The sequence below is a fragment of the Nocardiopsis sp. LDBS1602 genome (assembly GCF_035818715.1).
In the GTDB taxonomy this organism is placed as follows: Bacteria; Actinomycetota; Actinomycetes; order Streptosporangiales; family Streptosporangiaceae; genus Nocardiopsis; species Nocardiopsis alba.
On the sequence record NZ_JAYLVW010000001.1, the window covers coordinates 977,848 to 1,003,026 of the forward strand.

The window sequence follows — 25,179 nt, forward strand, 5'->3', positions numbered from 1 at the left end:
TTTTCGTCCTGACCGGTAACGAACAAAGAAAACTTTCGCTCGACCCTTTGCGTACGCGGACCGAGCCATGTTCAGTGGGGAACCGTAAACCGCCCGAACAACCCGAAAGGGACACCCCACATGGAGCAGAACCAGGGCCCCGACCGTCGCACCCTCCTGAGAGGAGCGGCCGTCGCCTCCGGCGCGGCCGTGATCGGCGCCTCCGCCGCCTCCCCCGCCGGCGCCTCCCCCACGACCTCGGCCGCCGAACCCCCGATGTCCTTCCGCGCCGACTGGAACGCCCGACCCCCGTCGAGCCCCGTCCAGATCCTTCAGACCCCGCCGACCCACGTCGTGGTCCACCACACCGCGACCGCCAACAGCACCGACCACTCGCTCGACCACGCGCTGGCGCTGTCACGCTCCATCCAGAACTTCCACATGGACACCAACGGGTGGATCGACGTCGGCCAGCAGTTCACCATCAGCCGGGGCGGTCACCTCGTCGAGGGCCGCGACCGCGCCGTTCCCGCCGTACGCGAGGGTGTCCACTGCGTCGGCACGCACGTGGCGAACAACAACAACACGTGCGTGGGCATCGAGAACGAGGGCACCTACATGGAGGAGGGGCCCACCCAGGAGTTGGTCGACCGCCTGGTCGAGACCCTCGCCTGGCTGTGCGGCTCCTACGGACTCGACCCCCAGACCGCCATCCTGGGGCACCGCGACTTCAACGCCACCGCCTGCCCGGGCGACGTGCTGTACGCGATGCTGCCGGATCTGCGTAACGCGGTGAGCTCCCTGATGCTCGCCCAGGGGATGGAGATCGGCACGCGCACGGTGTCGGCCGAGGACCGGCCCACCTACCCCGAGGTCCCCGAGAACGAGCCCGAGGGCGAGTTCCTGCACGGCCCGGCGCGCGGCCCCGACGATTTCAGCCGCTGACCCGTTGAGGACGGTTCCCCGCTCATCGTCCTCCTACCGGTGACCATCGAGGCGGTGCCCCTTTCACCGAAAGGGACACCGCCTCCCCCTACGGAGTTCGCTCCGAAGGTGGTGGCCCGACCTCGTCATCCGCATCGGGCACCGCCAGACGCATCGCGCACAACGACACGAAGAGCACCGCCGCCACCGCGAACCCGACCCGCAGATCGCCGGTGGACTCGCCCAGGACACCCGCCGTCAGACCGCCCAGCGCGGTACCGCCCATCATGATCAACCGATTGCCCGCCGAGACCCTGGACAGGTGACCGTCCGGTGTGCGGCGTTGCAGGGCGGTGATCGTCATGACCCCGAAGACCGCGGCGGCGGCCGCGCCCACCACCAGACCGGCGGAGATCGCCCAGACCCGGGTGGTCAGGGCCAGGACGACGCTGTCCACCGACATGAGCAGGCACGAGAGCGTGAGGAGCCGCAACTCCCCCATCCTCGCGGCGAGTCGGCCCGCGTACGAGGCCCCGACGATACCGCCGACGCCCAACGAGGCCATGAGGAGACCGAACCCCCAGGTGTCCAGCCCCACCGGTCCGGGGGCGACCAGATACAGGGCCAGGACGGAGAAGGTGAGGCTCCCGGCGAAGTTCGCCCCCGCGCCCCAGAGGGCGAGGACGGCGATACGGCGCTCGCGGAACAGCAGGGCCGGGCCCCGCAGGATCTCACCCCACAGCGAGGCACGCCGCTCCGCCGCCTCCGAGGGGGCCGGTCCCGGTTCGTAGCGCACACGCCAGAGCAGGATCGCCGACAACGCGTGGCAGACGGTCGATACCAGCAACGGCGCGGCCTTGGAGAACGCGAACAGGGTTCCGCCCGCCGCAGGCCCCACCAGATCGTCTCCCGCCATCGAGGCGGCGTGCCGACGGCCGTGCGCCCGGGAGAGCTCTCGCCGAGGCACCAGCCCGGGGACCATGGCCGGGGTGGAGGTGTCGAAGAAGGCCTCGCCGACCCCGAGGAGGAAGGCCGCGGCGAACAGCGCTCCCACGGTGAGGTGGTCGGTGAGCAGGAGAAGGCCGACACCTCCCAGGAGGACCGTTCGTGTCAGGGCCGCGCCCAGAGCGAGCACGCGCCGGTTCAGACGATCTCCGAGCGCTCCGGCGGGCAGCCCCACCAGGAGCCAGGCCAGGGTGCCGGTGACCGCGACCCCCGAGACCAGGATCGGGGACCGGGTCAGCTCGACCGCCACCAGCGGGAGCGCCACCCGGGCCAGCCCGTCCGCCAGGTTCGCGCTCGCCGAGGCACCCCACAGCAGGGAGAAGTCACGGCCCAGAGGGGCGGCCCGCCGCCCGAAGTCGGACGGGGGTGAGGAAGTGGAGGACACCGCGCTCATATTCACATCGGGGAAGGGGGACCGGGTCGCCATCGGTACCGGGACCGGGCGAACCCCGATCCACCGTAGTGGCCTTCCCCGTCCCTTTCCAGGGAAAGGGACGACCGTGACCGGCCAGAGGAGAGCGCCCACGAGGAAGTGGGAACCCTTCACCACCACAAGGACATTCTCACCATGGTGGACATGAAAGACATAGCAGAGAATTCACGGAATACCGTTATCGAAACCGGATGAGCGCTCTCTCGACAACAGCCCGGAGCCTTTTCGGGAAATCCCTCACCCCGAGGCGTCGAGAGGAACGGAGGCCCCGCCCCCCATCACCAGATCCCGGTAGGGCGAGGTCACCACGGGGAGGGTGTCCACCCCCAAGAGTCGCTCGGCCTCCTCCAACCGTCGCACGGCCTCCTGGGAGGGACCCTCGGAGAGGATCTCGGTCTCGATGAACGAGCCCGCGCCCACGACCGTGTCCACCACCACCGACAACCCCGGTCGGCCGGAATCGCGATAGCAGACGCGCCTCTTCTCCACCCTGGCCAGACGGACCATGCCCAGCGCCTCCAGAAGATCATGGGCGCGCGGCCTGGTCGGCGTCCGCCAGCGCCACGTCGGTCTCCTTCTTGGCGATGACCCCCGCCGCGCTGCGGGTAGTGGCGTCGGAGGCGGGCTTGTAGGTGATCTCGCACCCGCCCTCCCGCTCACGGACCCGCAGGCACTCGACCGTCTCCATGAAATCGACGTCGGGCCTGCTGTAGTAGGTGTCGACCTCCACGATCGACCCCGCGGCGACGAGACCCGCCGTTTCGAGCCGCCGCTCCAAGGCCGCGCGATCCTCCAGCGCACGCTTGCGTTCGACCTCGATCGGTGCCATCGAGACGTTCATCCCCCTTCGTGGGTCGGGTGTGTCCTTCGAACGACTCTCGGGCACCGGCGAGGGGACCGGGGCGGTCTTCGGGGATCCGACATCGGGGCGTGATGGGCGGGACGGGCTCGGGGGGAGAGTTCGGGGTACGGAGGGGGCGGGTGGGGCATGTTCCTCCTCGAACGGCGTCCACGATCGTCAGGGAGGACTTCGCATGTCCCAACAGGTCCAGGGTGTGATCTCACGCGCCAAGGGCGCGCCGGTCGAACTCACCACCATCGTCGTCCCCGACCCCGGCCCGGGCGAGGCGGTGGTCCGGGTCCTGGCGTGCGGGGTCTGCCACACCGACCTGCACTATCGCGAGGGCGGCATCAACGACGAGTACCCGTTCCTGCTCGGCCACGAGGCGGCGGGCATCGTCGAATCCGTGGGCCCGAACGTCACCGAGATCGTCCCCGGCGACCACGTCGTCCTCAACTGGCGTGCGGTGTGCGGCCACTGTCGGGCCTGTAGGCGCGGCCGCCCCCAGTACTGTTTCGACACCCACAACGCCGAACAGAGCATGACCCTGGAGGACGGCACCGAACTGACCCCGGCCCTGGGCATCGGCGCCTTCGCCGAGAAGACCCTCGTGGCCGCCGGACAGTGCACCAAGGTCGACCCGACCGCCTCGCCCGCGGCGGCGGGCCTGCTCGGCTGCGGGATCATGGCCGGGATCGGCGCCGCCATCAACACCGGAGGGGTCACCCGCGGCGACTCGGTGGCCGTCATCGGCTGTGGCGGCGTGGGCAACGCGGCGGTGGCCGGGGCCCGCCTGGCCGGGGCGAACCGGATCATCGCCGTGGACCTGGAGGAGCGCAAGCTGGAGTGGGCGCGCGGCTTCGGCGCCACCCACACCGTCGACGCCCGCGTCTCCGACCCGGTCGAGGCGATCCGCGACCTGACCGACGGCTTCGGCGCGGACGTGGTCATCGACGCCGTCGGCCTACCGAAGACCTATGAGCAGGCGTTCTACGCCCGTGATCTGGCGGGCACCGTGGTGCTGGTGGGGGTTCCCACCCCGGAGATGCGGCTGGAGCTGCCCCTACTGGACGTGTTCGGCCGGGGCGGCGCCCTGAAATCCTCTTGGTACGGCGACTGTCTGCCCTCACGCGACTTCCCGATGCTCATCGACCTGTACACCCAGGGCCGGCTGGACCTGGACGGGTTCGTCACCGAGACGATCGGGATCGGCGACGTCGAGGAGGCCTTCGGCCGGATGGAACGAGGCGAGGTTCTGCGATCGGTGGTGCTGCTGTGAGTAACGCGCGTGTGGAACACCTGACCACCTCCGGGGTCTTCTCCCTGGACGGAGGTTCCTGGAAGGTGGACAACAACGTCTGGCTGGTGGGCGACGACGAGGAGGTCGTCGTCATCGACGCCCCTCATGAGGCGCAGGCGATCATCGACGCGGTGAACGGTCGACGGGTCGTGGCGATCGTGTGCACCCACGGGCACAACGACCACGTCAACGCGGCCTTGGAGGTGTCCGACGCGGTCCACGGTCCGGTCCTGCTCCACCCCGACGACCGGGTGCTGTGGAACATGACCAATCCCGAGCGGGTGCCCGACGGCGCGCTGGCCGACGGGCAGGTCATCACGGTGGCCGGGATCGAACTGCGGGTGATCCACACCCCGGGCCACGCGCCCGGGGCGGTGTGCCTGTACTCGCCCGAACTCGGCGCCCTGTTCAGCGGGGACACCCTGTTCCAGGGCGGTCCGGGGGCGACCGGAAGGTCCTACTCGGACTTCCCGACCATCATCGCCTCCATCAGGGACCGGTTGCTCACCCTTCCCGGGGACACCGTGGTTCGCACCGGGCACGGAGATCCCACCACGATCGGCGCCGAGGCGCCCCATCTCCAGGAGTGGATCGACCGGGGCCACTGAGGTCGGTCGTGGAGGTGCCCCGCGTCGAGGTCGGCGCGGGGCACCTTCGTGTCAGCGATCGTCATCGTCGTCGTAGGACGAAGAGCCTCCGTAGGAGGACGAGGAGGACGAAGAGCCTCCGTAGGAGGAAGAACCGTACGAGGAGGAGTCGTCATCGTCGTCGGAGGACGAGGAGTAGGAGGAGTAGGACGAACTGTACGAGGAGGAGCCGGAGGAGGAACCACCGGAGGACGATGAGGATCCGTACGAGGACGCCCTGTGTCGGCCGGGCCGATCATCGGAGTACGAGGAACTCTTCGGGGTCCAGGAGGTCCGCTCCGGCGGGAACCCGCTTTCACGGCTCGTGGTCTCGGACGACCGTTCCTCCGAGGCCGTCCTCGTCGTGCCGGCGGCCTCGTTCCCCTTCCCTTCGTCCTTGGATTCGTCCTTCTGCTGCTCACGGAGGAGACGCTCGGCCATCGCCCCCACACCGGCGATCGCCGCGCTCGTGGTGGAGATACGCCCGACGGCCTGTTTCCAGGCATGGGCGCGCCGACGTTGGTTCAGCGCCCTGTAGACGGAGGGCACGCGCCCGGCCGAGGCCAGGGAGCCCCGTGCCGTCGCCTCCTGGTGCTGGGTGAGCGCGTCCCGCCATCGGCCTCCGGCCTCCAGGGAGCGCCCCAGCAGATACTTGGCGTGCACGTTCTCCCCGGCGGCGGCCTTCCGGCCCCACAGGCTCTCCCTGAAGGCGGGGCGTCCCCGTGTCCGGTCGGCCCTGTAGTGGGGCAGGTCCTCGACGGCCCGGGAGACCCTCTCCGGGTCGACCTCCTTCTCCGGAACCGCCACCTCGTCGAACAGACGCCGGAGCCGGGCCTCACCGATCCCCCAGGTCTCCAGGCAGGCGTGCAGGAACATCGCCGCCTCATCGCCGTCGTCGGCCGCCACGGAGAGCCAGAACAGCGCGCCGTCCTCGTCCCCCGCCCGGTAGCGCAGGAGCCCGGCGAGGTGGGCCCCTCCCCTCTCACCACCGTCGTAGGCCCTACGGAGCCAGCGGCCGGCCTCGTCCGCCCCGGACGGGTCCTCCCCCGTCAACGCGGACAGGGCCAGCACCGATCCCAGGCGTTCCATGGCGCGGGGGTCCTCGTCCTCGACCGCGCGCCGGAGGAAGGGCAGGGCCCCCGAGCGGTCCTCGGCCCGCAGAAGGAGGAGCGCCGTACCCAGGTTGGCCCCCGGGTGCTCCGGGAAACGTTCGAGGAAGCGGGTCCAGGCGTGACCCGCGACGGTGAATCGGTCGGTCTCGTAGGCGGCGAAGCCGAAGGTCGGCAGGTACTCCACCGGGATCCGATGCGAGATCAGGTTCCACACCGCGTCGGGGACCTCGGACCCTTCCTCCTCTTGGAGCGCGTGGGAGACCAGGTGGTGGAAGGGCTCATAGGTCTCCTTCCCCACCGGGGACAGACAGCCGCTGGCCCCGCGTGCCGGGTCGGTGGCCCAACGGAGCGCCTCGTCGAAGGTCGACGCCCCCGGGTCGTGGTGGACGCTCGGTCCGAGGTAGTGCCGATGCAGATCCTCCAGCAGCCCCCGAGGCAGAGGGGCACGGTAACCGAGCCTGCGCGCGTCCACCGCCGCCGAGATGATCGCCCCCGCTCGGGGGTTGTGCCCGTGGACCGCGGAACGCCAGCGTCGCAGGGTCGTGTGGGAGTCCGCGATGTCCGCGGCGAATCCGCCCTTGTTCCGGTCGGCCAGAGCCTGGGAGATCCGCCAATCGTCCTCGAGTTCGAGCGCCGTCCTCAGTTCCGTCTCCTTCAGGCGGCGCTCGACGAAGAAGTGCTCCGCCCGATCCTCCAGGATCCTGCTGACGGTGGGCTCCGACTGTTTCGGCAGGTCGCCCCGTACTCGGGAGTCCAGGGTCCCGATGAGACAGACGTCCGTGCGGTCGGGTGGGCACAGTCGGTCCAGGACGCCCTCGTTCAGGGTCCCGGCGGCGAGGTACCGGTCGATCCCGTCGAGCCACACCACCGCGTTCCTCGGGGTGGTGGGAAGGTCCGCTATGGCCGTCAAAGACCGTTCGTCGCTGGGGACGATCAACCGGCGGCCGGGGACGGTCCGCCGGATCGCCTCATAGGCCGACCTCGTCTTCCCCGACACGGACTCGCCTTCGAGGACGACCAGTCCGCCCGCCAGGATCGCGCGGTCGAGCGCGTCGTCGAAGGCACGCGGAACGTAGACGGGGATCGGCGCGTCCTCTCCGTCCTCGGACCGTTTCGCCTTGCGCACCCCGAGTTCCCGGCCGTCCGTCCAGTCGCGGACACGGTCGCGTTCGGGGGCCCGTTCGGATTTACGTTCGACCTCGATCGCCTTGCGCCGGCGTTCCACCCACCCTTGGAACAGGCCGCTCAGGGGTTGGGTCAGCAGGGCGACGAGGAACGCCGCCCCGGCGATCACGTAGGGCCAGATCCCCGAGGGGTCCGGGATGAGGGAGATCCCCGACATGAGGGTTCCGAGGATCACGATGCCCAGGACGATGCCGGTGAAGTGCCGACGTCTTCTCGTCATGTGGATGTGGCTCCTTTCGGGGGAGGAGGAGGGGCCACGATCGTTCCGCGATCCCCCTTCCCCGCCCGGCCGGAGTCATACCTCCCGAGCGTCCCGGGCTGTCGCGGGGTCGCTCAGGCCTCGGCCGCCTCCTGGTCCAGGAACAGTTCGGCGATGATCTCGCCGTCGTCCACACGGCCCGTCGTGCGAAAGCCCAGCCCCAGGTAGAAGCCCTCGGGGGAGCCCTCGCCGGGGACCCAGGAGACCGTGATCCGCTTGTCGCCCCGACGGCGGGCCTCGGCCAGGACCGTCTCGACGGCGAAGCGGCCGTACCCCTTGCCCTGCTCCCCCTCGGCGACGTTGAGGCGCCAGATCGCGCAGCGGAAGTCGACGTCCTTCTCATCGGGGTCGAAGGAGGCCATCACGAAGCCGACCGGTCGGTCGCCGTCCATGATCAGGCGGGGCCAGGCGGTGTTCCGGGAGGCGTAGGCCTCGGCGAGCGAGCGGTCGACGGGGGCGACGAAGGTGTTCTGGTCCTCGCGGACCTTCACCTTGAGGGCGGCGTCGATGTTGTCGGGGGAGATCTCCACGGCGTGGAGAGAGGGATGGTTCATCCGGCAGAGCCTAGACCGCCGTCTTCGGCGATGGCCAGGCGTTTTTCGGGCGCCCGCGTGTGACCGCCCCGAAGGGTCCGGGGCGGTCACACGCGGAGACGACGGGTCAGGCGTTCCCGCCGGAGATCGCGCTCCAGTGGACGGCCTGGGCCACCTGGCCGAACGACCCCTTGGGGTGGTTGCGGAAGAGCGGTTCGGTGCCGAAGAGCACCACCGCGGCTCCGCGTTCGGAGACCCCGCCGACCACGGAGGGCCGTCCGGCGGCCTCGTCCCGGCCGCCGGCGCCATCGGCGTCGGGGCGCCAGTGCCCGGCCACCAGCGGATCCCCGTCGGCGTAGGTCTGTTCCACGGTCACCTCCGGTCCCAGGTCGGTGAACCAGCCGGGCGAGTACACGAACCCGTACCCGCCGGTCCCGGCGAGCGCGCCGTCGCCGTCCTCGACCCGGACCACGCCGTTGGCGTCGGACCGCCCCTCGCGGCGGGTGGCGTCCAACAGACCGGCCTGGGCGTTGAACCGGGCCCCGGCCGACCCACGCGCCACGACCCCGCCCCGTTCGAGGAAGGCGTCCAGGTCCGCACGCGCCCGTTCTCCCAGGTCGTCGTAGACCAGGCCGCTGGACACGTACAGCACCTCGATCCCGGACCAGTCGAAGCCGTCGTCGAGTACCGCGGTGGAGACCGTCTCCACGTCGAATCCGAGTTCGCCCAGGGTGAGGACCTCGTCCGCGGCGGCGGCCGCGGCCAGCCGGACCCCGCCCACGACCGGGCCCTCGGCCTCGCGGTCGACGGTGGTGAAGACCGCTCCGCGCCGGTCGGCCGCCTCGGCGACCGCGTCGGCGTGGTCGGCGGAGATCAGCACCGAGCCCCGGTCCGCCCACGCGGGTTCGGCCCCGGCCTCGATGAGGTCGTGGAGCGCCGCCACGTCGGCGGCGTCGTCCAGGCGCAGGACCCAGTCCCCCTCCCCCTCGACCGCACCGGTGGGGGCGGCGATGTCGACCGGCGCTCCGTCCGGGGGCGTGGACTCGGTGGCCGTCACGGTGGCGCCCCACAGGCGTCCGTGGCTCCACCCGGAGATGTCGTACATGGCCTCGACGTCGTCGCTGATGTCCCGTCCGTCCTCCAACAGGACGTTGGCCATACCGCGTTTGGACTGGTGCATGTCGACCAGGTAGGAGCCCGCGGGGTAGGAGGTGCCGTCGAGTTCGAAGGCCTCCTCCGCTCTGTTCACCCGCACGTCGTGGGCGACCAGCGTGTCCACCAGGCGCGCGGCGGCCGGGGCCGACCTCTGTTCCTCTCCGGCGGGGATCACGTAGGCGCGGGGGAAGTCGGTCGTGTACACGTCCTCGGGACCGAAGCCGGGCACCCACCCCTCCGGGGGCACGACCTGTTCCTCACCGGCCGAGCCGCGCCGGAACACCTCGATCTGGTCGCCGATGAGCTTCTCCCGATGCTCCGAGGCGAACTCCAGGGTGGCCTCGATGGTGGCGGCGGAGATGTCGGTGTTGATGGCGGTGCGGCGGTGCAGCTCCTCCACGGGCAGGTCGTAGTCGGCCCGGTTCACCCGCAGCGGGAACTCGACGGTGGCCGAGGCGACCGCGCCCTGGTAGGGGGCGTACATCGGGGTGAAGATCGGCGGCCAGTCGTCCCAGCCGTCCTGCCAGTCGCGGAAGGGGATCTGCGGGGGCAGAACCCCGTCGTCCTCGGCCGTGTACCCCAGGTCGAGGACGGCCTGTTCCATCGCGAGCCCGTTGGCGTAGGTGTTGGCGATGAACAGGTCGTACTCGTAGTTCTGGCCGTGCGGGGGCGTGGTCGGCTCGATCAGGGTGCCGTTGACGTAGCCGTGCTGGTCGACCATGACCAGCGGCTGGGTATCGATCATGACCTGACGGATCGCCGCCGTCTCCGGCTGGGAGACCGTGACGAAGTCGCGGTTGAGGTCGAACCCGGCGCTGTTGACCCGGGTGCCCGCCACCCGCCCGTCGGGGTTGGCGGTCACGGTGAAGTACAGCCGCGAGGAGCCCAGCAGTTCCTCGGTCCACTCGTCCTCGGCGGTCGCCAGCTCCTCGATGATCCGCAGCGAGGCGTCAGTGCCCTCCCACTCGTCGCCGTGGATGTTGGCGTTGACGTGCACGGGGGTCTTGTAGCGCTCGGGCAGCGTGCTGTCCCGCGCGGCCCGTTCGGGGTCCTCCTCGATGAGCTCGCGCATGCGCCTCTGGTGTCCGGCCTCGGCGCGCGTCTCCGGCTCGGTGAGGGTGACCAGGTAGAGGTCGCGTCCCTCGACGGACTCGCCGACGATCTCCACACTGACCCGGTCGGAGGTCTCCTGAAGATCGTTGAGGGCGGGCGCGATGTCGTGGTAGGCGGTCAGACCCAGCCTGATCGAACGGTCGTCGGGGTTCTCGGGGGGAACCGGCAGCTCGGTCCGGCGCGGGTAGGCGGCGGACGGATCGACGCCCGTCGCGGAGGCCGCGGCCGTGGCGGCCGTCATGGACAGGGCCTCGGGTCCGGCCGCCGTCTCGTTGCGTTCGGGGCCGTTGGCCTCCTCCCTCGGCTCGGCGAGGGCGGGCGAGGGCAGGGCCGTCGCCCCGGCCATGACCAGCGCCGTGAGGGTTCCGACCAGGGCGATGGAGCGGCGGGCGCGACCGGCGGCCGGCCCGGAGGCGGGGGATGGTGGCACGGGGGTCTCCTCCTGTGGTCTCCGTCGTTCCTACCCTCCCGGGCCGATTCGGACAAGACGGCCGCGCGACACACCCTTCTTCCGTCGCTCGAAGGGCCCGCTCAGACGGGGTCGCCTCGGCCCCGCGACGGTTCCCCGCGAGCGGGCCAACGGACCGACAGCACCCGTTCGGGGCCCACGAGCCGTGCCCGCGCCTTCCTCTCGACGCTCTCGGAAAGACCGACCAGGACGGCGGTACGGGCCAGGTCCAGCATGGGAACGTCGGAGAGACCGTCCCCGTAGGTCGCCACGACGTCCTCGGCGAGTCCGACCTCGACGAGCATCTCGACCTTGCCCCGCCCACGACAGTGCCGCAGGGCGACCCACCCTCCGGCTCGACGCCGAAGGGTGGAGCCGATCACGCGGATCCGGGGGTCGATCTCCCGGCAGAGGGGGACGGCCAGGCGTTCGGCGCAGCCGGTCACGACCACGACCTCCTCGCCCGCGTCCAGATGCGCGGCCACGGCCCGCCCCGCGTCCGGTCTGATCCGCTCCCCCACTCGAAGGGCGGCCACGTGCTCTCGGACGAGCCGATCCAGGCCGGAGTCGGCCACACCGACCGTTCCCAGCCACAGCAGGATCGAGCCGGCGTGGACCCGCCACGAGCCCCGGGAGAGCAGGACGAGGAGCGCCGGCACGGTCAGGACGGCGCCGATCATGCGCAGAGGCGAGCGCTTGAGCAGGGAGAACGTGAATCTCGTGAACGAGTCGTGGTCGATCAGGGTGTCGTCGAGGTCGAACAGCGCTCGGTTCACGTAGGATCCCTTCGGTCCCCGAGAGCGTAGTCGGCGTCTTCCGGGGAAGGGTCGAACGGGGCGCCGAGTGTGCCGTCGGGCCCGAGAGAGTGCAGGATGTCGGACATGGATGTTCTCAGTAGCCGTGTCCTGATACACCCGCGCGATCCGGTGCGCAGCCGTTCCTTCTACCGTGACGTCCTCGGGCTCGCCGTCCACCGTGAGTTCGGTCCGCCGGACGCCCCCGGCACCGTGTTCTTCCTCGGCAACGGGCTTTTGGAGGTCTCCGGCCACTCCGAGGAGCCCTCCGGGACGCCCTCGACCGCCCTGTGGTTGCAGGTGCGCGACGCCCGCGCCGAATACGCCCGCGTCACCGCGCTGGGTGGACGCGGTATCCGGCCGCCGCAGAAGGAGTTCTGGGGCCTGGTGGAGGCCTGGATCGCCGATCCGGACGGGGTGCGCATCGTCCTGGTGGAGGTCCCCGCCGACCATCCGCTGCGCAAGGACCAGCGCGAGTTCTGACCGTCGCCCGGGTGCGGTTCACGACCGCACCCGTGCCGCCCCCACGGTCTCTGGACGCTCACCCTTCGGGTACGAGCACGACCTTGCCGACGACGGTCCCCGACTCGGCCAGGGCCATCGCCGCCCCGGCCTCGCCCAGGGGCATCCGGGCCGCGATCGTGGGGCTGATGTCCCCGTGGCCCAGCAGATCGAACACCTCGCCCAGGTCGCGGGCGAGTTCGCGCCGGTGACGTTCCCGGTTCCGGTGCCCCTTCCAGAGGTTGAAGAAGTACGCGCGCCGCCCGTCGGGCAGGGCGTTCCACCAGCCCAGTCGGGCGAACAGGAGCAGCACGGGGAGCATCGGGTTCCCCGGAACGTCGCGCGTGGCCGCCGTGCCGTAGGAGACCAGGGCGCCCCCGCGCACCACGTGGGAGAAGGTGTCGACGATGCCCGGCCCGCCCACGTGATCGAAGGCCGCGCGAACCCCGTTCGGGGCCGCCGCGCGGATCGCGGCGCGTAGATCGGGGGAACGGCGGTCGACGGGGATCGCGCCCATCTCACGGACGGCCTCCAGGTGGCGGGCCGACGCGGTGCCGACGACCTCGGCCCCGGCCCGTCGTGCCATCTGGACGAGCAGGGTACCGACGCCGCCGTTGGCGCCCAGTACCAGGACCGTGTCCCCCGCGCCGACCGGGCCCGCACCGCGCAGCATGCGCAGGGCGGTGACCCCGTTGACCACGACGGCCTCCGCCTCGGCCGGGTCGAGCCCGGCGGGCACCGGGACCAGGTCGGCCGCCGGCAGGACGACCCGCTCGGCCCAGGCCCCGATCTTGGTGATCGCGGCCACGCGCCGCCCAATCAGTGCCGCGTCCGTGTCGGGGCCGACCTCCTCCACCGTTCCCACCAGGTCGTATCCCGGTACGAAGGGGAAGGGCGGCTGGTCGAAGTACTTGCCCCGACGCATCTGCTGTTCGGCGAAGGAGACGCCCGTGGCCTCGGTCCGGACCAGGACCTCCCCCGGGCCGGGCGGGCCGATGGGGCGGCGACGGGTCAGCAGGCCCTCCGGTTCCACCTCGTCGGGCAGGACGATCTCCAGGGTGTGCCGCTCGGTCATGTCGAGACTCCTATGTTTGTGAGTGGTCACTTACAAAAATGGGCCGAGAAAAGCGCCGCGAACGGCGCGGGTCGAACTCCGGGATCGACTACCCCCGAGGGGCGTGGGTCATCCCCTTGGTGAGCGTGCGCGTCCAGGGGGCGTCGACCTCCTCCAGGTCCAACGCGGTGACCAGGTGGCAGAGCAGCCCCATCGCCATGAAGCGCTGAACCTGGTCGCGATCGCCCCCCGAGAGCGCGTGGGCGAGGGTGACCACGTCGGCGTAGCCGCGCCGCAGGGTCTCGCGGACCTCGGGGACGGCGGAGGCGCTCTGGGCGTGGACCTGGATCATGAGCAGGTCGCGGTCGGCGATGAGTTCGGCGTAGGCGTCGCCCATCGCCTCCAGCACCTGGGGCGCCGGGGCCCCGTCCGCACCGAGCGCACCCTCGCGAAGGGCCTCCTCCACGCGTTCGAAGCACCGCTCCAGGGTCGCCGTGAACAGGCCCAGCTTGGTGCCGAACAGGCGCAGGACGTAGGCCTGCGAGATGCCCGCCGCCTCGGCGACCTCCGTCACGGGGGTCGCGTGGTAGCCGGAACGGGCGAAGACGTGCAGCGCCTCGTTCAGGATGACGGCGCGACGGGCTTCGGCGGTGGACCGCGTGCTCTCTTCCCTACTCATGTTTGTGAGTACACACTCACAAACCGGAGAAGTCAAGCCGAGCATCCCTCCCACACCGGCCCACGACCCCGTTTCGATCGATGTCCTCGCAGGTAGGAAGCGTGTATGACGAACGCTTCGAAGAGGGTCTCCCCGCTCCACGTCTGGGCCGGGATCTGGATACTCTCCGTTCTCCTGTGGAGCGCCCTTCTCGCGGTCGAGTGGTACGCGAGCGACGCCTCGGGCTGTCCCCTGACCGGTGACTCCTCCGTCCAGGGCACCGGCACCTGGAACTGGAGTCCGCCCGGCCGCACCTGCGTCTGGGTGATCGAATCCCGGGGCGAGACCTACACCATCACCGAGAACCCGCCCGCCTCCCGCTGGGGCATGGTCGCCCTCTTCCTGCTCTGGGGCGGCAGCCTGGCCACCCTCGCCCGGAACGGCCGGGGAGAGCCGAACGGATCGACGCCGGACCCCTCCCCCGACCACTGAGGACCGAGAGCCGTCACGGCCCCGGACGGTGACGTGAATCGTCGGAGGTCACGCGTACAGTGAGCGGCCGGATCGGTGGACGAGGCACGGGGGCGGAGATGACCGAGACGGTCGAGGGGCTCAGGGCCGAACTGGCCGCGCTGGAGGACCCGAAGACGCGTCGGGTGAACGAGAGGCACGGCGACGACCACGGGGTGAAGCTGTCCCGGCTGCGGGAGATCGCCAAGAGGGTCGGGAAACGGCAGGACCTGGCGCGCGAACTCTGGGCCGGCGGCGATACGGCGGCGCGGCTCCTGTCGCTCCTGATCTGTCGCCCCCGGGGGTTCGAGGCCGCGGAACTGGACGCCATGCTGCGCGAGGCGCGGGCGCCCAAGACGCACGCCTGGCTCGTCGGCTACGTGGTCGCGAAGGGACCGCACGCCGAGGAGCTGCGCCGGGCCTGGCTCGCCGACCCTGACCCGGTGGTGGCGAGCGCCGGATGGGCGTTGACCGCCGAACGGGTGGACCGTTCGCCCGAGGGCCTCGACCTTCCGGGGCTGTTGGACGTGATCGAGGCGCGGATGAAGGACGCTCCGGACCGTCTCCAGTGGGAGATGAACCACTGCCTGGCCCGGATCGGGATCCACCACCCCGAGCACCGCGCCCGGGCGATGGAGATCGGCGAGCGGCTGGAGGTGCTCAAGGACTATCCGACACCCCCGAACTGCACCTCCCCGTTCGCGCCGATCTGGATCTCCGAGATCGTCCGCCGCCGCGAGAAGGCCTGAGCGCCGGGACCTTCGGTCCTGTACCCGGGACCGAAGGTCCGATCCTCGGTCACGGGGAGCGGCAAGGGTGAGGGTGGAGGGATTCCGTGAGCACTCGCCGTCACCGAGGAGCCGCTCGATGGGACATCAAGGAGCCGCGATCCCCGATGGGGGCGACCTCGGGCACCGGGCCGCCGCTCGTCGAAGGGAACTCGGCCTGACGAGGGAGCAGGTCGCGGAGCGGGCCGACATGGACCCCGGCTACGTGGCCTACCTGGAGGAGCACACCCCCAGGATGACCAGACCGGCGCTGTACCGTCTGGCCGAGGCGCTGAACACCACCCAGGACCACCTGCTGGGGACGGACACCGATCTGCCTCCGGGCGCGATGGCCACGGAGGTCCCCCTCCCCCGAACGACGGTGCTCTCGTCCCGCAGGTGCCTGGAACTGATCGAACCGGGTGGTGTGGGACGGGTCGGCCTGGTGACCGGGGAGTCCGCGCCCGTCATCCTTCCGGTGAACTACCTCTTCCACGAGGGGGCCATCGTGTTCCGGACCAAGGATGACGGGGTGATCGGCGAGCGGCTCCCCCAGGACATCGCCTTCGAGGTCGACCGGGTCGATGACGCGATGAGCCAGGGGTGGAGCGTCCTGGTCCGGGGCAGGGCCGAGGCCGTCACCGACCGGGCCCTGGAGGAGGAGCTCCGCGCCCATGCCCCGGTCCGGCCCTGGGCCGGAGGGGAGCGCGACCTCTTCGTCCGTGTCGTTCCCGAGGAGATCGGCGGCCGTGAGGTGAGCGGCCGTGTACCCCACGCGCGCGAGGTCGGTCCGCCCGAACGGTGACGGATACCGACGGCGCCCCGCCGGGTATGAACACCGTGCGACGTTCCGGGGGCGGAGGTCGTCGCGGAGCGCTCTCGTCCTGGGAGGGGATGACGGCCGATGTCGAAGGAGAACGGGGCGACCCGTGTCTTCCTGCTCGACGACCACGACGTGGTGCGACAGGGGATCATGGCCCTGCTCCAGGACGAGGAGGACATCGAGGTGGTCGGCGAGGCGGCCACCGCGTCCGAGGCCCTCGGCCGTATACCGGCCGCACGCCCCGACGTGGCGGTGCTCGACGTCCGCCTCCCCGATGGTAACGGGGTGGAGGTCTGTAGGGAGTTACAGAGCCACCCCGACGCACCCGTCTGTCTGATGTTGACGTCCTACTCCGACGACGAGGCCCTCTACGCCTCGGTCATGGCGGGCGCGGCGGGCTACGTGCTCAAACAGATCCACGGCTCCGACCTGGTCGGCGCGATCCGCACGGTGGCGTCCGGGGAGTCGTTACTGGATCCGCACAGCACCGCGCGCATCCTGCGGCGGCTGCGCGAGGGTTCCGAGACCGAGGACCCGCTGCCGGGGTTCTCCGACAAGGAGCGGCTCGTCTTCGAGCTGATCGGAGAGGGGCTGACCAACCGGCAGATCGGCGAGCGGATCTTCCTCGCGGAGAAAACGGTGAAGAACCACGTCTCCAGCGTGTTGTCCAAGCTGGGTATGCGGCGCCGCTCCCAGGCGGCGGCGCACGCCGCCCGGCTCAGAGCCCGTTCCGAACGGGGAGGGTCCGACTGAGGCGGCCTCTCGAAGGAGGGACGACGGACACGCTCCCGGGGAGGGGGAGACCATGATCGGAAACACCCGCGGACCCGTCGTGGCCGCGGTCGACGGATCACCCGCGAGCGATCGGGCCCTCGATTGGGCCGCCGACGAGGCACGGCGCCGAGGCCTCGACCTGCGCCTCGTCCACGCCTCGGGCCCACCGACCCACCGGCCGGCCCCGGACGGGGTCGGGCCCCGCGTCGTGGAGGAGGCCCGTCGTCGGGCGTCGGAGCGCGCCCCGGATCTCCCGGTGGAGGCGGTGAGCCTCACCGGGGACCGCGAACCGGTCCTCTCTCGGGAGAGTCGTTCGGCCCGCGCGCTGGTCCTGGGGGCACGTCGCATGTCGGCGACGGGCGAGATGGCGCCGGGGGCCACCACCCTGGCGTTGACGGCCTCCTCGTCCTGCCCCGTCGTGGTGGTCCCCGAGGCCGGGCCGGCCCCTCGCACCGGCCGCGTCATGGTCGGGGTCGACGGGTCGGAGAGCGCCCGGAGCGCCGCCGAGTGGGCGTTCGCCGAGGCCGAGGCCCGGGGAGCCGATCTGCTCGTGGTGTCGGCGAGCGGAGGGGTCCCACGAGAGGACCTCGGTACGCCGGAGGGGGACGTCCCCGTCTCCGAGGGGTTCGAGCTTCCCGGCGACGACGCTCTGGTGGCGGCCTCGGTGGCCGAATCGCACCGCCTGCTGTCGGAGTCGATCGCGGGTGAACGCGAGCTCCGGCCGGACGTACGGGTCGAGGAGATCGTCGAGGTGGGGGACGCGGCCGGGGTGCTGCGCTCCCTGGCCGAAGGGTGCGATCTGACGGTGGTGGGCTCCCGCGGCAGAGGGGGCCTGGTCGGTACCCTGCTGGGCTCGGTGAGCCGAAGCGTCCTGTCCCACTCCCCTCGTCCGGTCGCGGTGGTACGCGCCGAGCGACGTTGAGGCGCGGGGCCCACGTCAGGGGACCGCGCCCGCCGCCCCCGGCCAGGGGAGGAGTTCTGACAGGTCGGACACCACGACGTGGGCCCCGCGTTCGCGCATCCGCGCGCCGGTACCGACGCGGTCCACCCCGATCACCAGACCGAAGCCTCCGCGTCCTCCCGCCTCCACCCCGACCAGGGCGTCCTCGACCACGGCGGTCTCGGTCGGGTTCTTGTCCAGGCGCCGGGCCGCCTCCAGGAACAGCGCCGGGTCGGGTTTCCCGGGGAGTCCGAGACGGGCCGCGTCCCGACCGTCCACCCGGACGTCGAAGAGGTCGTCCACACCGGCGGCGCGCAGCACCATGGCGCAGTGCCGGCTCGCCGAGACCACGGCCACCGGCGCCCCGGCCGAACGCAGCGCGCGCACGAACGACACGGTTCCGGGAAAGGCCCGCACCCCGTCTCGGCGCACGAGGTCCAGGAAACGGCGGTCCTTGCGGTCGGCGATCCACGCCACCGTCATCGCCTCCGGATCTCCCGGCACCGGTCCCTCCGGCAGGCGGATCCCTCGTGAGGCGAGGAACGCGCGTACGCCGTCCTCACGCGGCCGTCCGTCCACATGGCGCAGGTAGTCCTCACGCGGGTCGAAGGGGCGGAAACGGGCGCCCTCGGTGCGGGAGAGCCGGCGCGAAAGGTCGTCGAACGCGTACTTCCAGGCGGCCGCGTGCACGGAGGCCGTGTCGGTGACGACCCCGTCGGTGTCGAGGACCGCCGCCCGTACCCGGTCGCGGGCCACTCCCCCGGTCGTCTCGGACGCCATCGGTCAGGGGAGCAGGACGGCCGCGCCCCGTACCCTGTCGGCCGCCAGATCGGCCAGGGCGCGGTCCGCGGCGTCGAACGGATACGGGGTCACCGTCACGGTCAACGGGTGTTCGGCGACGAAGTCGAGGAACGCGCGCGCGTTCTTTCGGGTATTGGCCGTCACGCCGCGCAGAGAACGTTCCTGGAAGAGGTCCCTCCGGTAGTCCAGGGAGGGGATGTCGGTCAGGTGGATGCCCGCCACCGCGAGCGTCCCGCCGCGGTCCAGGGCCCTGAGCGCCGTGGGGACCAGATCCCCGACGGGCGCGAAGAGGATGGCGGAGGAGAGCGGCTCCGGTGGCGGATCGTAGGCCCCGGTCGCCGAGTGGCAGCCCAGTTCCAGGGCCGGTTCCCGCGCCTCGCGGGAACGTGTCATCACGTGGACGGTCGCGCCTCGGGCGAGTGCGACCTGGGCGGTCAGGTGGGCCGAGGCGCCGAACCTGTAGAGGCCGAGCACGCCCCGCTCCGGTGGTTCGGCGCGTTGGAGGGCCCGGTATCCGATGACGCCGGCGCACAGCAGCGGCGCCGTCGTCGTCACCGGCAGGGTCTCGGGGAGCGGGTGCACGTAGCGTTCGTCGGCGGTCAGCCGGCGGGCGAACCCGCCGTCGCGGTCCCAGCCGGTGTAGGTGGAGTACGAGCACAGGTTCTCGTCGCCGCGCCGACAGTAGGCGCAGACCCCGCAGGTGGAGGCGAGCCAGGCCACGCCCACCCGGTCCCCCGGCGCGTACAGCTCCGCGTCCGGGCCTTGGGAGACGACCCGGCCCACCACCTCATGGCCGGGCACGGTGCCCGGACTGCGGGGCGCCAGGTCCCCCTCGGCCAGGTGCAGGTCGGTGCGGCACACCGCGCAGGCCAGGACCTCGATCTCCACTTCGTGTCCCCGCGGCCGGGGAACCGGCCGGACCACCCGCTCCAGGGGTCCGGTCTCGATCGGCCCGGGGCGGGTGACCGCCCAGGCGTCCATCGTCGGTTCCATACACCGATCCCACCACCTCGGGCGTCCTCCTCCCAGGGCCCCACCGTCCCGGCCGGTCGGGGCCTTGTCCCCGCCCCTCCCGGACGTTGGGCCGTGGCGGCCTCGCCTCCCTCGGGACGACACTCGAAGGTGAAGGGAGCGTGGATCGAGGGGGTTCCCATGAGCGAGCACATCCTCGTCGGGACCGACGGGTCGAAGGTGGCCTTGACCGCGGCCGAGTGGGCCGCTCTGGAAGCGGAGGATCGGGGTGTCGGGGTCACCGTCGTCGGCGTCTACGACGCGAACGCGTTCCACCGCCGGCTGGTGCGTCCCAAGGACCTCGCCGAACGCGAGGCGGAGCGGGCCGTGACCACCACGATCGCGCGCATGGCGGAGGTCGCGCCGGTGGTCGACGCCGTCGGAGAGGTGGTCGAGGGGCCCTCGCCCGCGCGGGAGCTGATACTCCGCTCCGAGTCCGCGACGTTGGTCGTGATCGGTTCGTACGGTACCGGTCTCCTCCACGGGACCCGGTTGGGCACCGTGGCCGACCAGGTGGCGGCCCACTCCCGGGTCCCGGTGGTCGTGGTGCCGAACGTGCCGACGGAGACGGACGCGCGCGACGTCGTGGTGGGCGTGGACGGCTCGCCCGGGGCCGAGGTCTCGGTGGAGGCGGCCCTGGAGTTCACCGCGGCGAGCGGCGGTCGTGTCCACGCCCTCTGGGCCTGGTCCGCTCCGGAGGCGATGGTGCCGATCGGCTCCCCGGAGGAGGAGCAGCTGCGAAGGTGGCGGCGGGCGGATCTGGACAAGGCGCTGAGGCCGGTACTGAAGCGGCACCCGAACGCCGACATCGTCCACGAGGTCGTCCGCGATCCGCCGGCGCGCGCCCTGCTCACGGGGGTGCCCCGTGTCCGTCTGATCGTGGTCGGGGCACGAGGCGCGCAGGGGTTCTCCCCCTTGCCCTTGGGCGGGGTGGCCCGCGGGGTCCTGTACCACTCCGACATCCCCGTCATGGTGGTCCACCACCCCGACGTCTGAGGGACACGGCGTCCCGGTTCCCTCAGGCGGTGTCGTCGGGGAGCGGCACGCTCCATCCGAGGGCCGTCCCGGACCGCGCGCCCGGACCGAAGGTCCCCGCCGGAGGGCCCGGAGTCCCGGTACGGAACGGACCCGTCCCGGGCAGGCCCGGAGGAGGACGGAAGGGTCTGGTGGAGGCTTCCATGGGAGACGGAGCTCCGGTGCTCGGAGAGGCGATCGTATGAGTCGCCGGACGCTGGTGTACGAGACGACGGACCCGACCCCCATCGGCGTTCGCGAGACCCTGTGCACCCTGGGCAACGGCTACTTCGCCACCCGCGGCGCCCCTCCCGAGGCCCGCGCCGACGGGATCCACTATCCGGGGACCTACGTCGCCGGCTGCTACGACCGCCTCGCCTCCCTGGTGGAGGGACACCGGGTGGAGAACGAGGACCTGGTCAACGTCCCCGACTGGACGCCCTTGACCTTCCGCCACGAGGACGGGCACTGGTTCGAGGCCCCCGCCCCCGATCCACCCGAGCGCGTGGAGCTGGACATGGGCGACGGCGTGCTGACCCGGACCTTCCACGTGGTGGACGAGGGCAGGAGGACCCGGGTGACCCAACGTCGCCTGGTGTCGATGGACGACCCCCATCTGGCCGTCCTGGAGACCGCCCTGACCCCCGAGAACTGGAGCGGGACCGTGATCGTCCGCTCGGCGCTGGACGGCGGGGTCGCCAACGCCGGTGTGCCCCGCTACCGCGATCTGAACGGACGTCACCTGCGCCCGGCCGGGGTCGGCGCCGACATCTCCGGTGTCACCTGGCTGCGCTCTCGTACCCTCACCTCGGGCGTCGAGATCGTCCTGGCCTCCCGGACCCGGGTCGCCTCGGGCCCCGGACCCTCGTCGGTCAGGTCCCCCATGGGGGAGGACCACGTGGCCACCGACCTCACCCTGGAGCTGGGGCGCGGTGAGCGGAGCGTCGTGGAGAAGACCGTGGCCCTGTACACCTCACGCGACCGGGCCATCGGCGACGCCCTCGGGGCCGCCCGCGACGCCCTGGACGCCTGCGGTGGTCTCGACGAACTCCTGTCCCGGCACACCCGGGCCTGGCGTCGTCTGTGGGACGCCTGCGCCGTGAGGGTGGCGGACGAGGAGGAGCAGCGCCTCCTCGACCTGTGCCTCTTCCATCTCCTACAGACGTTGTCCCCGCACACCGCCGACCTCGACGTGGGGGTCCCCGCCCGGGGACTGCACGGTGAGGCCTACCGAGGGCACGTGTTCTGGGACGAGTTGTTCGTCCTGCCGTTCCTCGACGCCCGTCTGCCCGAGGTCTCCCGCGGCCTCCTGCGCTACCGGTGGCGGCGGCTGCCCCGGGCCCGTTCGGCCGCTCGCGCCGCCGGGCTCCGAGGCGCGCTCTTCCCCTGGCAGAGCGCGAGCGACGGCCGTGAGGAGTCCCAGAGCACACACCTGAACCCTCGATCCGGGGAGTGGCTCCCCGACCACTCCCACCTCCAACGTCACGTGGGTCTGGCGATCGCCCACAACGTCTGGCGGCACTATCGGACCACCCGTGACCTCGCGTTCCTGTGCGATTTCGGGGCCGAGCTCCTCCTCGAGATCGCCCGGGCCTTCTCCGACATGGCCGTGCACGACCGGGCCTCGGACCGCTACGGGATCCACGGCGTCATGGGGCCCGACGAGTACCACGACGCCTACCCGGGAGAGGACTCCCCCGGGCTGGACGACAACGCCTACACCAACGTCATGACCGCGTGGGTGCTCGCGCGCGCCCTGGACGTCCTGCGCGCGCTGCCCGGACCACGGCGTAGAGGGCTCCAGGAGGCCATCGGACTGGGCTCGGACGAGATCGAACGGTTCGAGACCGTCTCCCGTAAGCTGCGCGTCCCCTTCCACGAGGGGGTGATCTCCCAGTTCGCCGGCTACGAGAGACTCGCGGAACTCGACTGGGAGACCCGCCGCGGGGCCCGCCGTCTGGACCGGATCCTCCAGGCCGAGGGCGACAGCGTCAACCGGTACAAGGCCGCCAAGCAGGCCGACGTCCTCATGCTGTTCTTCCTCCTCTCGCCCGAAGAGGTCGCCGACGTCCTCCGAAGGCTCGGCCTCACCGTCGATCCCGATCTCGTCCCCCGCACCGTGGAGTACTATCTGGCGCGCACCGCGCACGGGTCCACCCTCAGCGCGGTGGTGCACGCCCGGGTCCTGGCGCGGATCGACCGGAAGGCGTCGTGGGAGTTCTTCCGCGAGGCCCTGAAGGCGGACGCCGAGGACGTCCAGGGCGGTACCACCGCCGAGGGGATCCACCTGGGCGCCATGGCGGGCGCCCTCGACCTCCTCACCCGGTGCTACGGCGGCCTGTCCACCTACGACGACGTCCTGAACCTGGACCCGGTGGTACCGGAGGAGCAGAGCGCCTTCTCCTACGACCTGCGTCTTCCCGGCCACTGGAAGGTGTGCGTGGAGGTGACGCACGACCACGTGCGCGTCACCCTGCCGCACGCGGAGGGGGCCGCGCTCCGGGTCCGGATCCAGGGGAGCGAGATCGAGGTCCCCCCGGGTTCGTCCCGTACCCTGCCGCTCCACGATCCCCCTCCCGACCGGACCTGAGCGGGTCTCGAAGACGGGGACGGCGGGAAGGACACGGAGGGCTTGCGTCTCAAGTGGCTTGAGGCGCCACAGTGTCCCCATGGATCACCACGAGCCCTACCCCATCGGAGACGCCGCGCGCCGCAGCGGACTGAGCGTCAGCGCCGTCCGCTTCTACGCCGACGCCGGAATCGTCGAGCCCACGTGTCTGTCCGAGGCCGGCCACCGCCTGTACGACATCGACGCCATCGCCCGCCTGGAACTGGTCCGCACCCTGCGCGAACTGGACACCGACCTGGGCGAGATCCGCCGCCTGCTGGAAGGCGGTACGACCCTGCACGACCTGCTCACCACCCACCTGGAGGTCGTGGAACGCCGGGAGCGCACCCTTCGGGCCCGGAGGGCGGTGCTGCGGACCCTGATCAGGCAGGGCGCCACGGCCGAGCGGGTCGCCCTGATGCACCGACTCGTGTCGATGACCGACGAGGAACGCGAACGGGTCGTCGACGAGTTCTGGAACGACGTCGGCGCGGATCTCGACGTTCCCGACGGCTTCGTCGACCGGCTGCGCGAGATGCGCCCGGTCCTTCCCGCCGACCCCACCGCCGCCCAGCTGGAGGCGTGGATCGAACTGGCCGACCTGGTGCGGGATCCGGCCTTTCGCGACGCGGTCCGGGTCTACCTGCGCGACACCTACTCGACGGATCCGGGTCGGAGCATCGCGAGCGCGCCGTTCCAGGAGTTCATCTACGGGAGCGGCACCGCGCTCATCAAGGAGCTCCTCGCGGTGCACCGCGCCGGTGAGTCTCCGCGGTCCCCTCGCGCGCAGGAGGTCGTGGTCCGCTTCATGGAGGCGGCCGTGGGCCTGTCCGACACCCCGCTCACCGACGAACTCCGCGACCGGATGTCCGAGGGATACCGGCTGATCCCCGAACTCGAACGCGAGATGGCCGAGGAGGACGCCGCCTCCGAGGACCCCGTCCACGACGACACCCACGGCCGGTACCTGTCCCTGGTCGCGATCATCAACGGGACCGGGCCGGAGGAGGACACGATGCCCTACGAGTGGATCTCCGAGGCCATGCGCGCCCCGGCCGACCACGAGTGAAGGACGCGATCGGCCGGCCCGGGGCGCGCCCCGGGCCGGCCGCCGGTACCGGGTCAGCCTCCCGGGCGGAGCAGACGCACCATCAACCGTCCGTCCACGACGGAGGTCTCGAACGTCTCCAGGGCGGCGGTCGCCGGACCGTGGACGACGGTCCCGCCGTCCACGCGGAACTCGCTCCCGTGCCAGGGACAGCGCACGCACCCGTCCACCAGCTCCCCCTCGGCCAGGGGGGCGCCCATGTGCGGGCAGGCGCCCAACGCCGCGAACACCGAGCCGCCCGTACGCGTCACCACGACGGGCACCCCTTCGATGTCGCCCTGACCGAGCCCCTCCTCGGGGAAGTCCTCCAGAGCGCCGAGGTCGTGCCACCCGTCGGGCGTCAGGTCGATCAGCGCGTCGGCGCTGTTGGCCCCGCCCGCCCGGTAGTAGGCGATGTGACCGCCGAGCGCGCCGCCCAGACCGACCGCGCCCAGCCCCGCCAGGGCGAAGGCCCTCCCCCAGCCGTGACGTCCCGTTCGTCTGGCCGCGCAGGAGGCGCCGAACAGCACGGTGCCCACCCCGTTGATCGACGCGTGCACCACCCCGACCCGCTGCTGTCGTTCGTGCTGACGGGACCAGTCCGCCAGGCCGCTGACCGCCGTGGGCAGGACACCGAGCAGTCCGAGGTCGACCAGCGCCGCGGCGCTGCGCCGATGGTCTCCGGGCAGGGTGTCGAGCACGACCGCGCCGACCCACGAGCCCAAGGGCAGGTGCACCATGATCGGGTGCAACGGATGCCCCGTCCAGACCCCGTACAGGAAGTCCCGCACCGGGCCCTCGGGGAGCCGTTCGGCGATCGCCTTCAGTCGGGAGACCGCCGGGTCGAGCCTTTCGTCGTCTTCGATCGCGCGGATCCGTTCACCGAGTCTCATGTCTGCTCGGCTACCCCCGAACCGCGCGCGG

Annotated in this window: 24 protein-coding genes; 12 read left to right on the plus strand and 12 right to left on the minus strand. The window is 71.4% G+C overall.

Going from position 1 to position 25,179, the window contains the following annotated elements:
* Positions 1-120 precede the first annotated feature (120 nt).
* Positions 121-924, plus strand: coding sequence for a peptidoglycan recognition protein family protein (locus U9J66_RS04505; RefSeq protein ID WP_014912403.1), 804 nt, complete (start codon positions 121-123; stop codon positions 922-924).
* Positions 925-1,012: 88 nt separating this feature from the next.
* On the opposite strand, the gene U9J66_RS04510 is transcribed toward U9J66_RS04505, so the two are convergent.
* The 3 genes from U9J66_RS04510 to U9J66_RS04520 all read right to left on the minus strand — a co-directional run bounded on the left by U9J66_RS04510 (position 1,013) and on the right by U9J66_RS04520 (position 3,170).
* Entirely contained in the window at positions 1,013-2,302 is a 1,290-nt protein-coding gene (locus U9J66_RS04510) for an MFS transporter (protein ID WP_326337120.1), read from the minus strand.
* A gap of 276 nt (positions 2,303-2,578) precedes the next feature.
* Entirely contained in the window at positions 2,579-2,848 is a 270-nt protein-coding gene (locus U9J66_RS04515) for a hypothetical protein (protein WP_326337121.1), read from the minus strand.
* Positions 2,849-2,867: 19 nt separating this feature from the next.
* Complete coding sequence (locus tag U9J66_RS04520; protein ID WP_326337122.1) at positions 2,868-3,170, minus strand: CYTH domain-containing protein; 303 nt, start codon at positions 3,168-3,170, stop codon at positions 2,868-2,870.
* 205 nt (positions 3,171-3,375) lie between these two features.
* Between U9J66_RS04520 and U9J66_RS04525 the strand changes: the two genes are divergently transcribed.
* Positions 3,376-4,461 carry an S-(hydroxymethyl)mycothiol dehydrogenase gene (locus U9J66_RS04525; RefSeq protein WP_017536007.1) on the plus strand — a complete coding sequence of 362 codons (1,086 nt, stop codon included), beginning with the start codon at positions 3,376-3,378 and terminating at the stop codon, positions 4,459-4,461.
* Positions 4,458-5,090 (plus strand): MBL fold metallo-hydrolase, encoded by a 633-nt coding sequence (locus U9J66_RS04530; protein ID WP_017536006.1) that lies wholly within the window; start codon positions 4,458-4,460, stop codon positions 5,088-5,090. The genes U9J66_RS04525 and U9J66_RS04530 overlap by 4 nt, the downstream gene beginning before the upstream one ends.
* Positions 5,091-5,141: 51 nt before the next feature.
* On the opposite strand, the gene U9J66_RS04535 is transcribed toward U9J66_RS04530, so the two are convergent.
* The 4 genes from U9J66_RS04535 to U9J66_RS04550 all read right to left on the minus strand — a co-directional run bounded on the left by U9J66_RS04535 (position 5,142) and on the right by U9J66_RS04550 (position 11,689).
* The gene (locus tag U9J66_RS04535) at positions 5,142-7,625 is read right to left on the minus strand and encodes a sel1 repeat family protein (RefSeq protein ID WP_326337124.1); all 2,484 of its coding nucleotides are present in this window, start codon (positions 7,623-7,625) and stop codon (positions 5,142-5,144) included.
* Between the two features lie 113 nt (positions 7,626-7,738).
* Positions 7,739-8,218 (minus strand): GNAT family N-acetyltransferase, encoded by a 480-nt coding sequence (locus U9J66_RS04540; RefSeq protein ID WP_042285339.1) that lies wholly within the window; start codon positions 8,216-8,218, stop codon positions 7,739-7,741.
* Between the two features lie 106 nt (positions 8,219-8,324).
* Positions 8,325-10,895 (minus strand): M14 family zinc carboxypeptidase, encoded by a 2,571-nt coding sequence (locus U9J66_RS04545; protein ID WP_326337125.1) that lies wholly within the window; start codon positions 10,893-10,895, stop codon positions 8,325-8,327.
* 101 nt (positions 10,896-10,996) lie between these two features.
* A complete protein-coding gene (locus tag U9J66_RS04550) occupies positions 10,997-11,689 on the minus strand; it encodes a haloacid dehalogenase-like hydrolase (protein ID WP_326337126.1) in 693 nt (230 codons plus the stop codon).
* Positions 11,690-11,794: 105 nt separating this feature from the next.
* Here U9J66_RS04550 and U9J66_RS04555 point away from each other — a divergent pair, with 105 nt between their 5' ends.
* On the plus strand, positions 11,795-12,190 hold the full coding sequence (locus U9J66_RS04555) for a VOC family protein (protein WP_026125270.1): 396 nt from the start codon (positions 11,795-11,797) through the stop codon (positions 12,188-12,190).
* A 58-nt stretch (positions 12,191-12,248) separates the two neighbouring features.
* Here U9J66_RS04555 and U9J66_RS04560 read toward each other — a convergent pair whose 3' ends face one another.
* Entirely contained in the window at positions 12,249-13,283 is a 1,035-nt protein-coding gene (locus U9J66_RS04560; protein ID WP_326337127.1) for a medium chain dehydrogenase/reductase family protein, read from the minus strand.
* Positions 13,284-13,371: 88 nt separating this feature from the next.
* Positions 13,372-13,941 carry a TetR/AcrR family transcriptional regulator gene (locus U9J66_RS04565; RefSeq protein ID WP_326337128.1) on the minus strand — a complete coding sequence of 190 codons (570 nt, stop codon included), beginning with the start codon at positions 13,939-13,941 and terminating at the stop codon, positions 13,372-13,374.
* 105 nt (positions 13,942-14,046) lie between these two features.
* Between U9J66_RS04565 and U9J66_RS04570 the strand changes: the two genes are divergently transcribed.
* The 5 genes from U9J66_RS04570 to U9J66_RS04590 all read left to right on the plus strand — a co-directional run bounded on the left by U9J66_RS04570 (position 14,047) and on the right by U9J66_RS04590 (position 17,716).
* A complete protein-coding gene (locus tag U9J66_RS04570) occupies positions 14,047-14,412 on the plus strand; it encodes a hypothetical protein (RefSeq protein ID WP_326337129.1) in 366 nt (121 codons plus the stop codon).
* A 98-nt stretch (positions 14,413-14,510) separates the two neighbouring features.
* Entirely contained in the window at positions 14,511-15,179 is a 669-nt protein-coding gene (locus U9J66_RS04575) for a DNA alkylation repair protein (RefSeq protein WP_161111772.1), read from the plus strand.
* Positions 15,180-15,297: 118 nt separating this feature from the next.
* Positions 15,298-16,002 (plus strand): helix-turn-helix domain-containing protein, encoded by a 705-nt coding sequence (locus U9J66_RS04580; protein WP_017535996.1) that lies wholly within the window; start codon positions 15,298-15,300, stop codon positions 16,000-16,002.
* Positions 16,003-16,101: 99 nt separating this feature from the next.
* Positions 16,102-16,773 (plus strand): response regulator transcription factor, encoded by a 672-nt coding sequence (locus U9J66_RS04585; protein ID WP_017535995.1) that lies wholly within the window; start codon positions 16,102-16,104, stop codon positions 16,771-16,773.
* 52 nt (positions 16,774-16,825) lie between these two features.
* Positions 16,826-17,716 (plus strand): universal stress protein, encoded by an 891-nt coding sequence (locus tag U9J66_RS04590; RefSeq protein ID WP_161111771.1) that lies wholly within the window; start codon positions 16,826-16,828, stop codon positions 17,714-17,716.
* Positions 17,717-17,731: 15 nt separating this feature from the next.
* Here the strand turns inward: U9J66_RS04590 and U9J66_RS04595 are convergent, their stop codons facing one another.
* Both U9J66_RS04595 and U9J66_RS04600 read right to left on the minus strand, forming a co-directional pair.
* Positions 17,732-18,514, minus strand: coding sequence for an HAD family hydrolase (locus U9J66_RS04595; RefSeq protein WP_161111770.1), 783 nt, complete (start codon positions 18,512-18,514; stop codon positions 17,732-17,734).
* 3 nt (positions 18,515-18,517) lie between these two features.
* On the minus strand, positions 18,518-19,528 hold the full coding sequence (locus U9J66_RS04600; RefSeq protein ID WP_326337130.1) for a zinc-binding alcohol dehydrogenase family protein: 1,011 nt from the start codon (positions 19,526-19,528) through the stop codon (positions 18,518-18,520).
* 159 nt (positions 19,529-19,687) lie between these two features.
* Here U9J66_RS04600 and U9J66_RS04605 point away from each other — a divergent pair, with 159 nt between their 5' ends.
* From U9J66_RS04605 to U9J66_RS04615, 3 genes are all read left to right on the plus strand, one after another.
* On the plus strand, positions 19,688-20,542 hold the full coding sequence (locus tag U9J66_RS04605; RefSeq protein WP_202421728.1) for a universal stress protein: 855 nt from the start codon (positions 19,688-19,690) through the stop codon (positions 20,540-20,542).
* Positions 20,543-20,762: 220 nt separating this feature from the next.
* Entirely contained in the window at positions 20,763-23,150 is a 2,388-nt protein-coding gene (locus U9J66_RS04610; protein ID WP_326337131.1) for a glycoside hydrolase family 65 protein, read from the plus strand.
* A gap of 79 nt (positions 23,151-23,229) precedes the next feature.
* A complete protein-coding gene (locus U9J66_RS04615; RefSeq protein ID WP_161111766.1) occupies positions 23,230-24,237 on the plus strand; it encodes a MerR family transcriptional regulator in 1,008 nt (335 codons plus the stop codon).
* A 53-nt stretch (positions 24,238-24,290) separates the two neighbouring features.
* Here the strand turns inward: U9J66_RS04615 and U9J66_RS04620 are convergent, their stop codons facing one another.
* Complete coding sequence (locus U9J66_RS04620; RefSeq protein WP_041561944.1) at positions 24,291-25,148, minus strand: Rieske 2Fe-2S domain-containing protein; 858 nt, start codon at positions 25,146-25,148, stop codon at positions 24,291-24,293.
* Positions 25,149-25,179 lie beyond the last annotated feature (31 nt).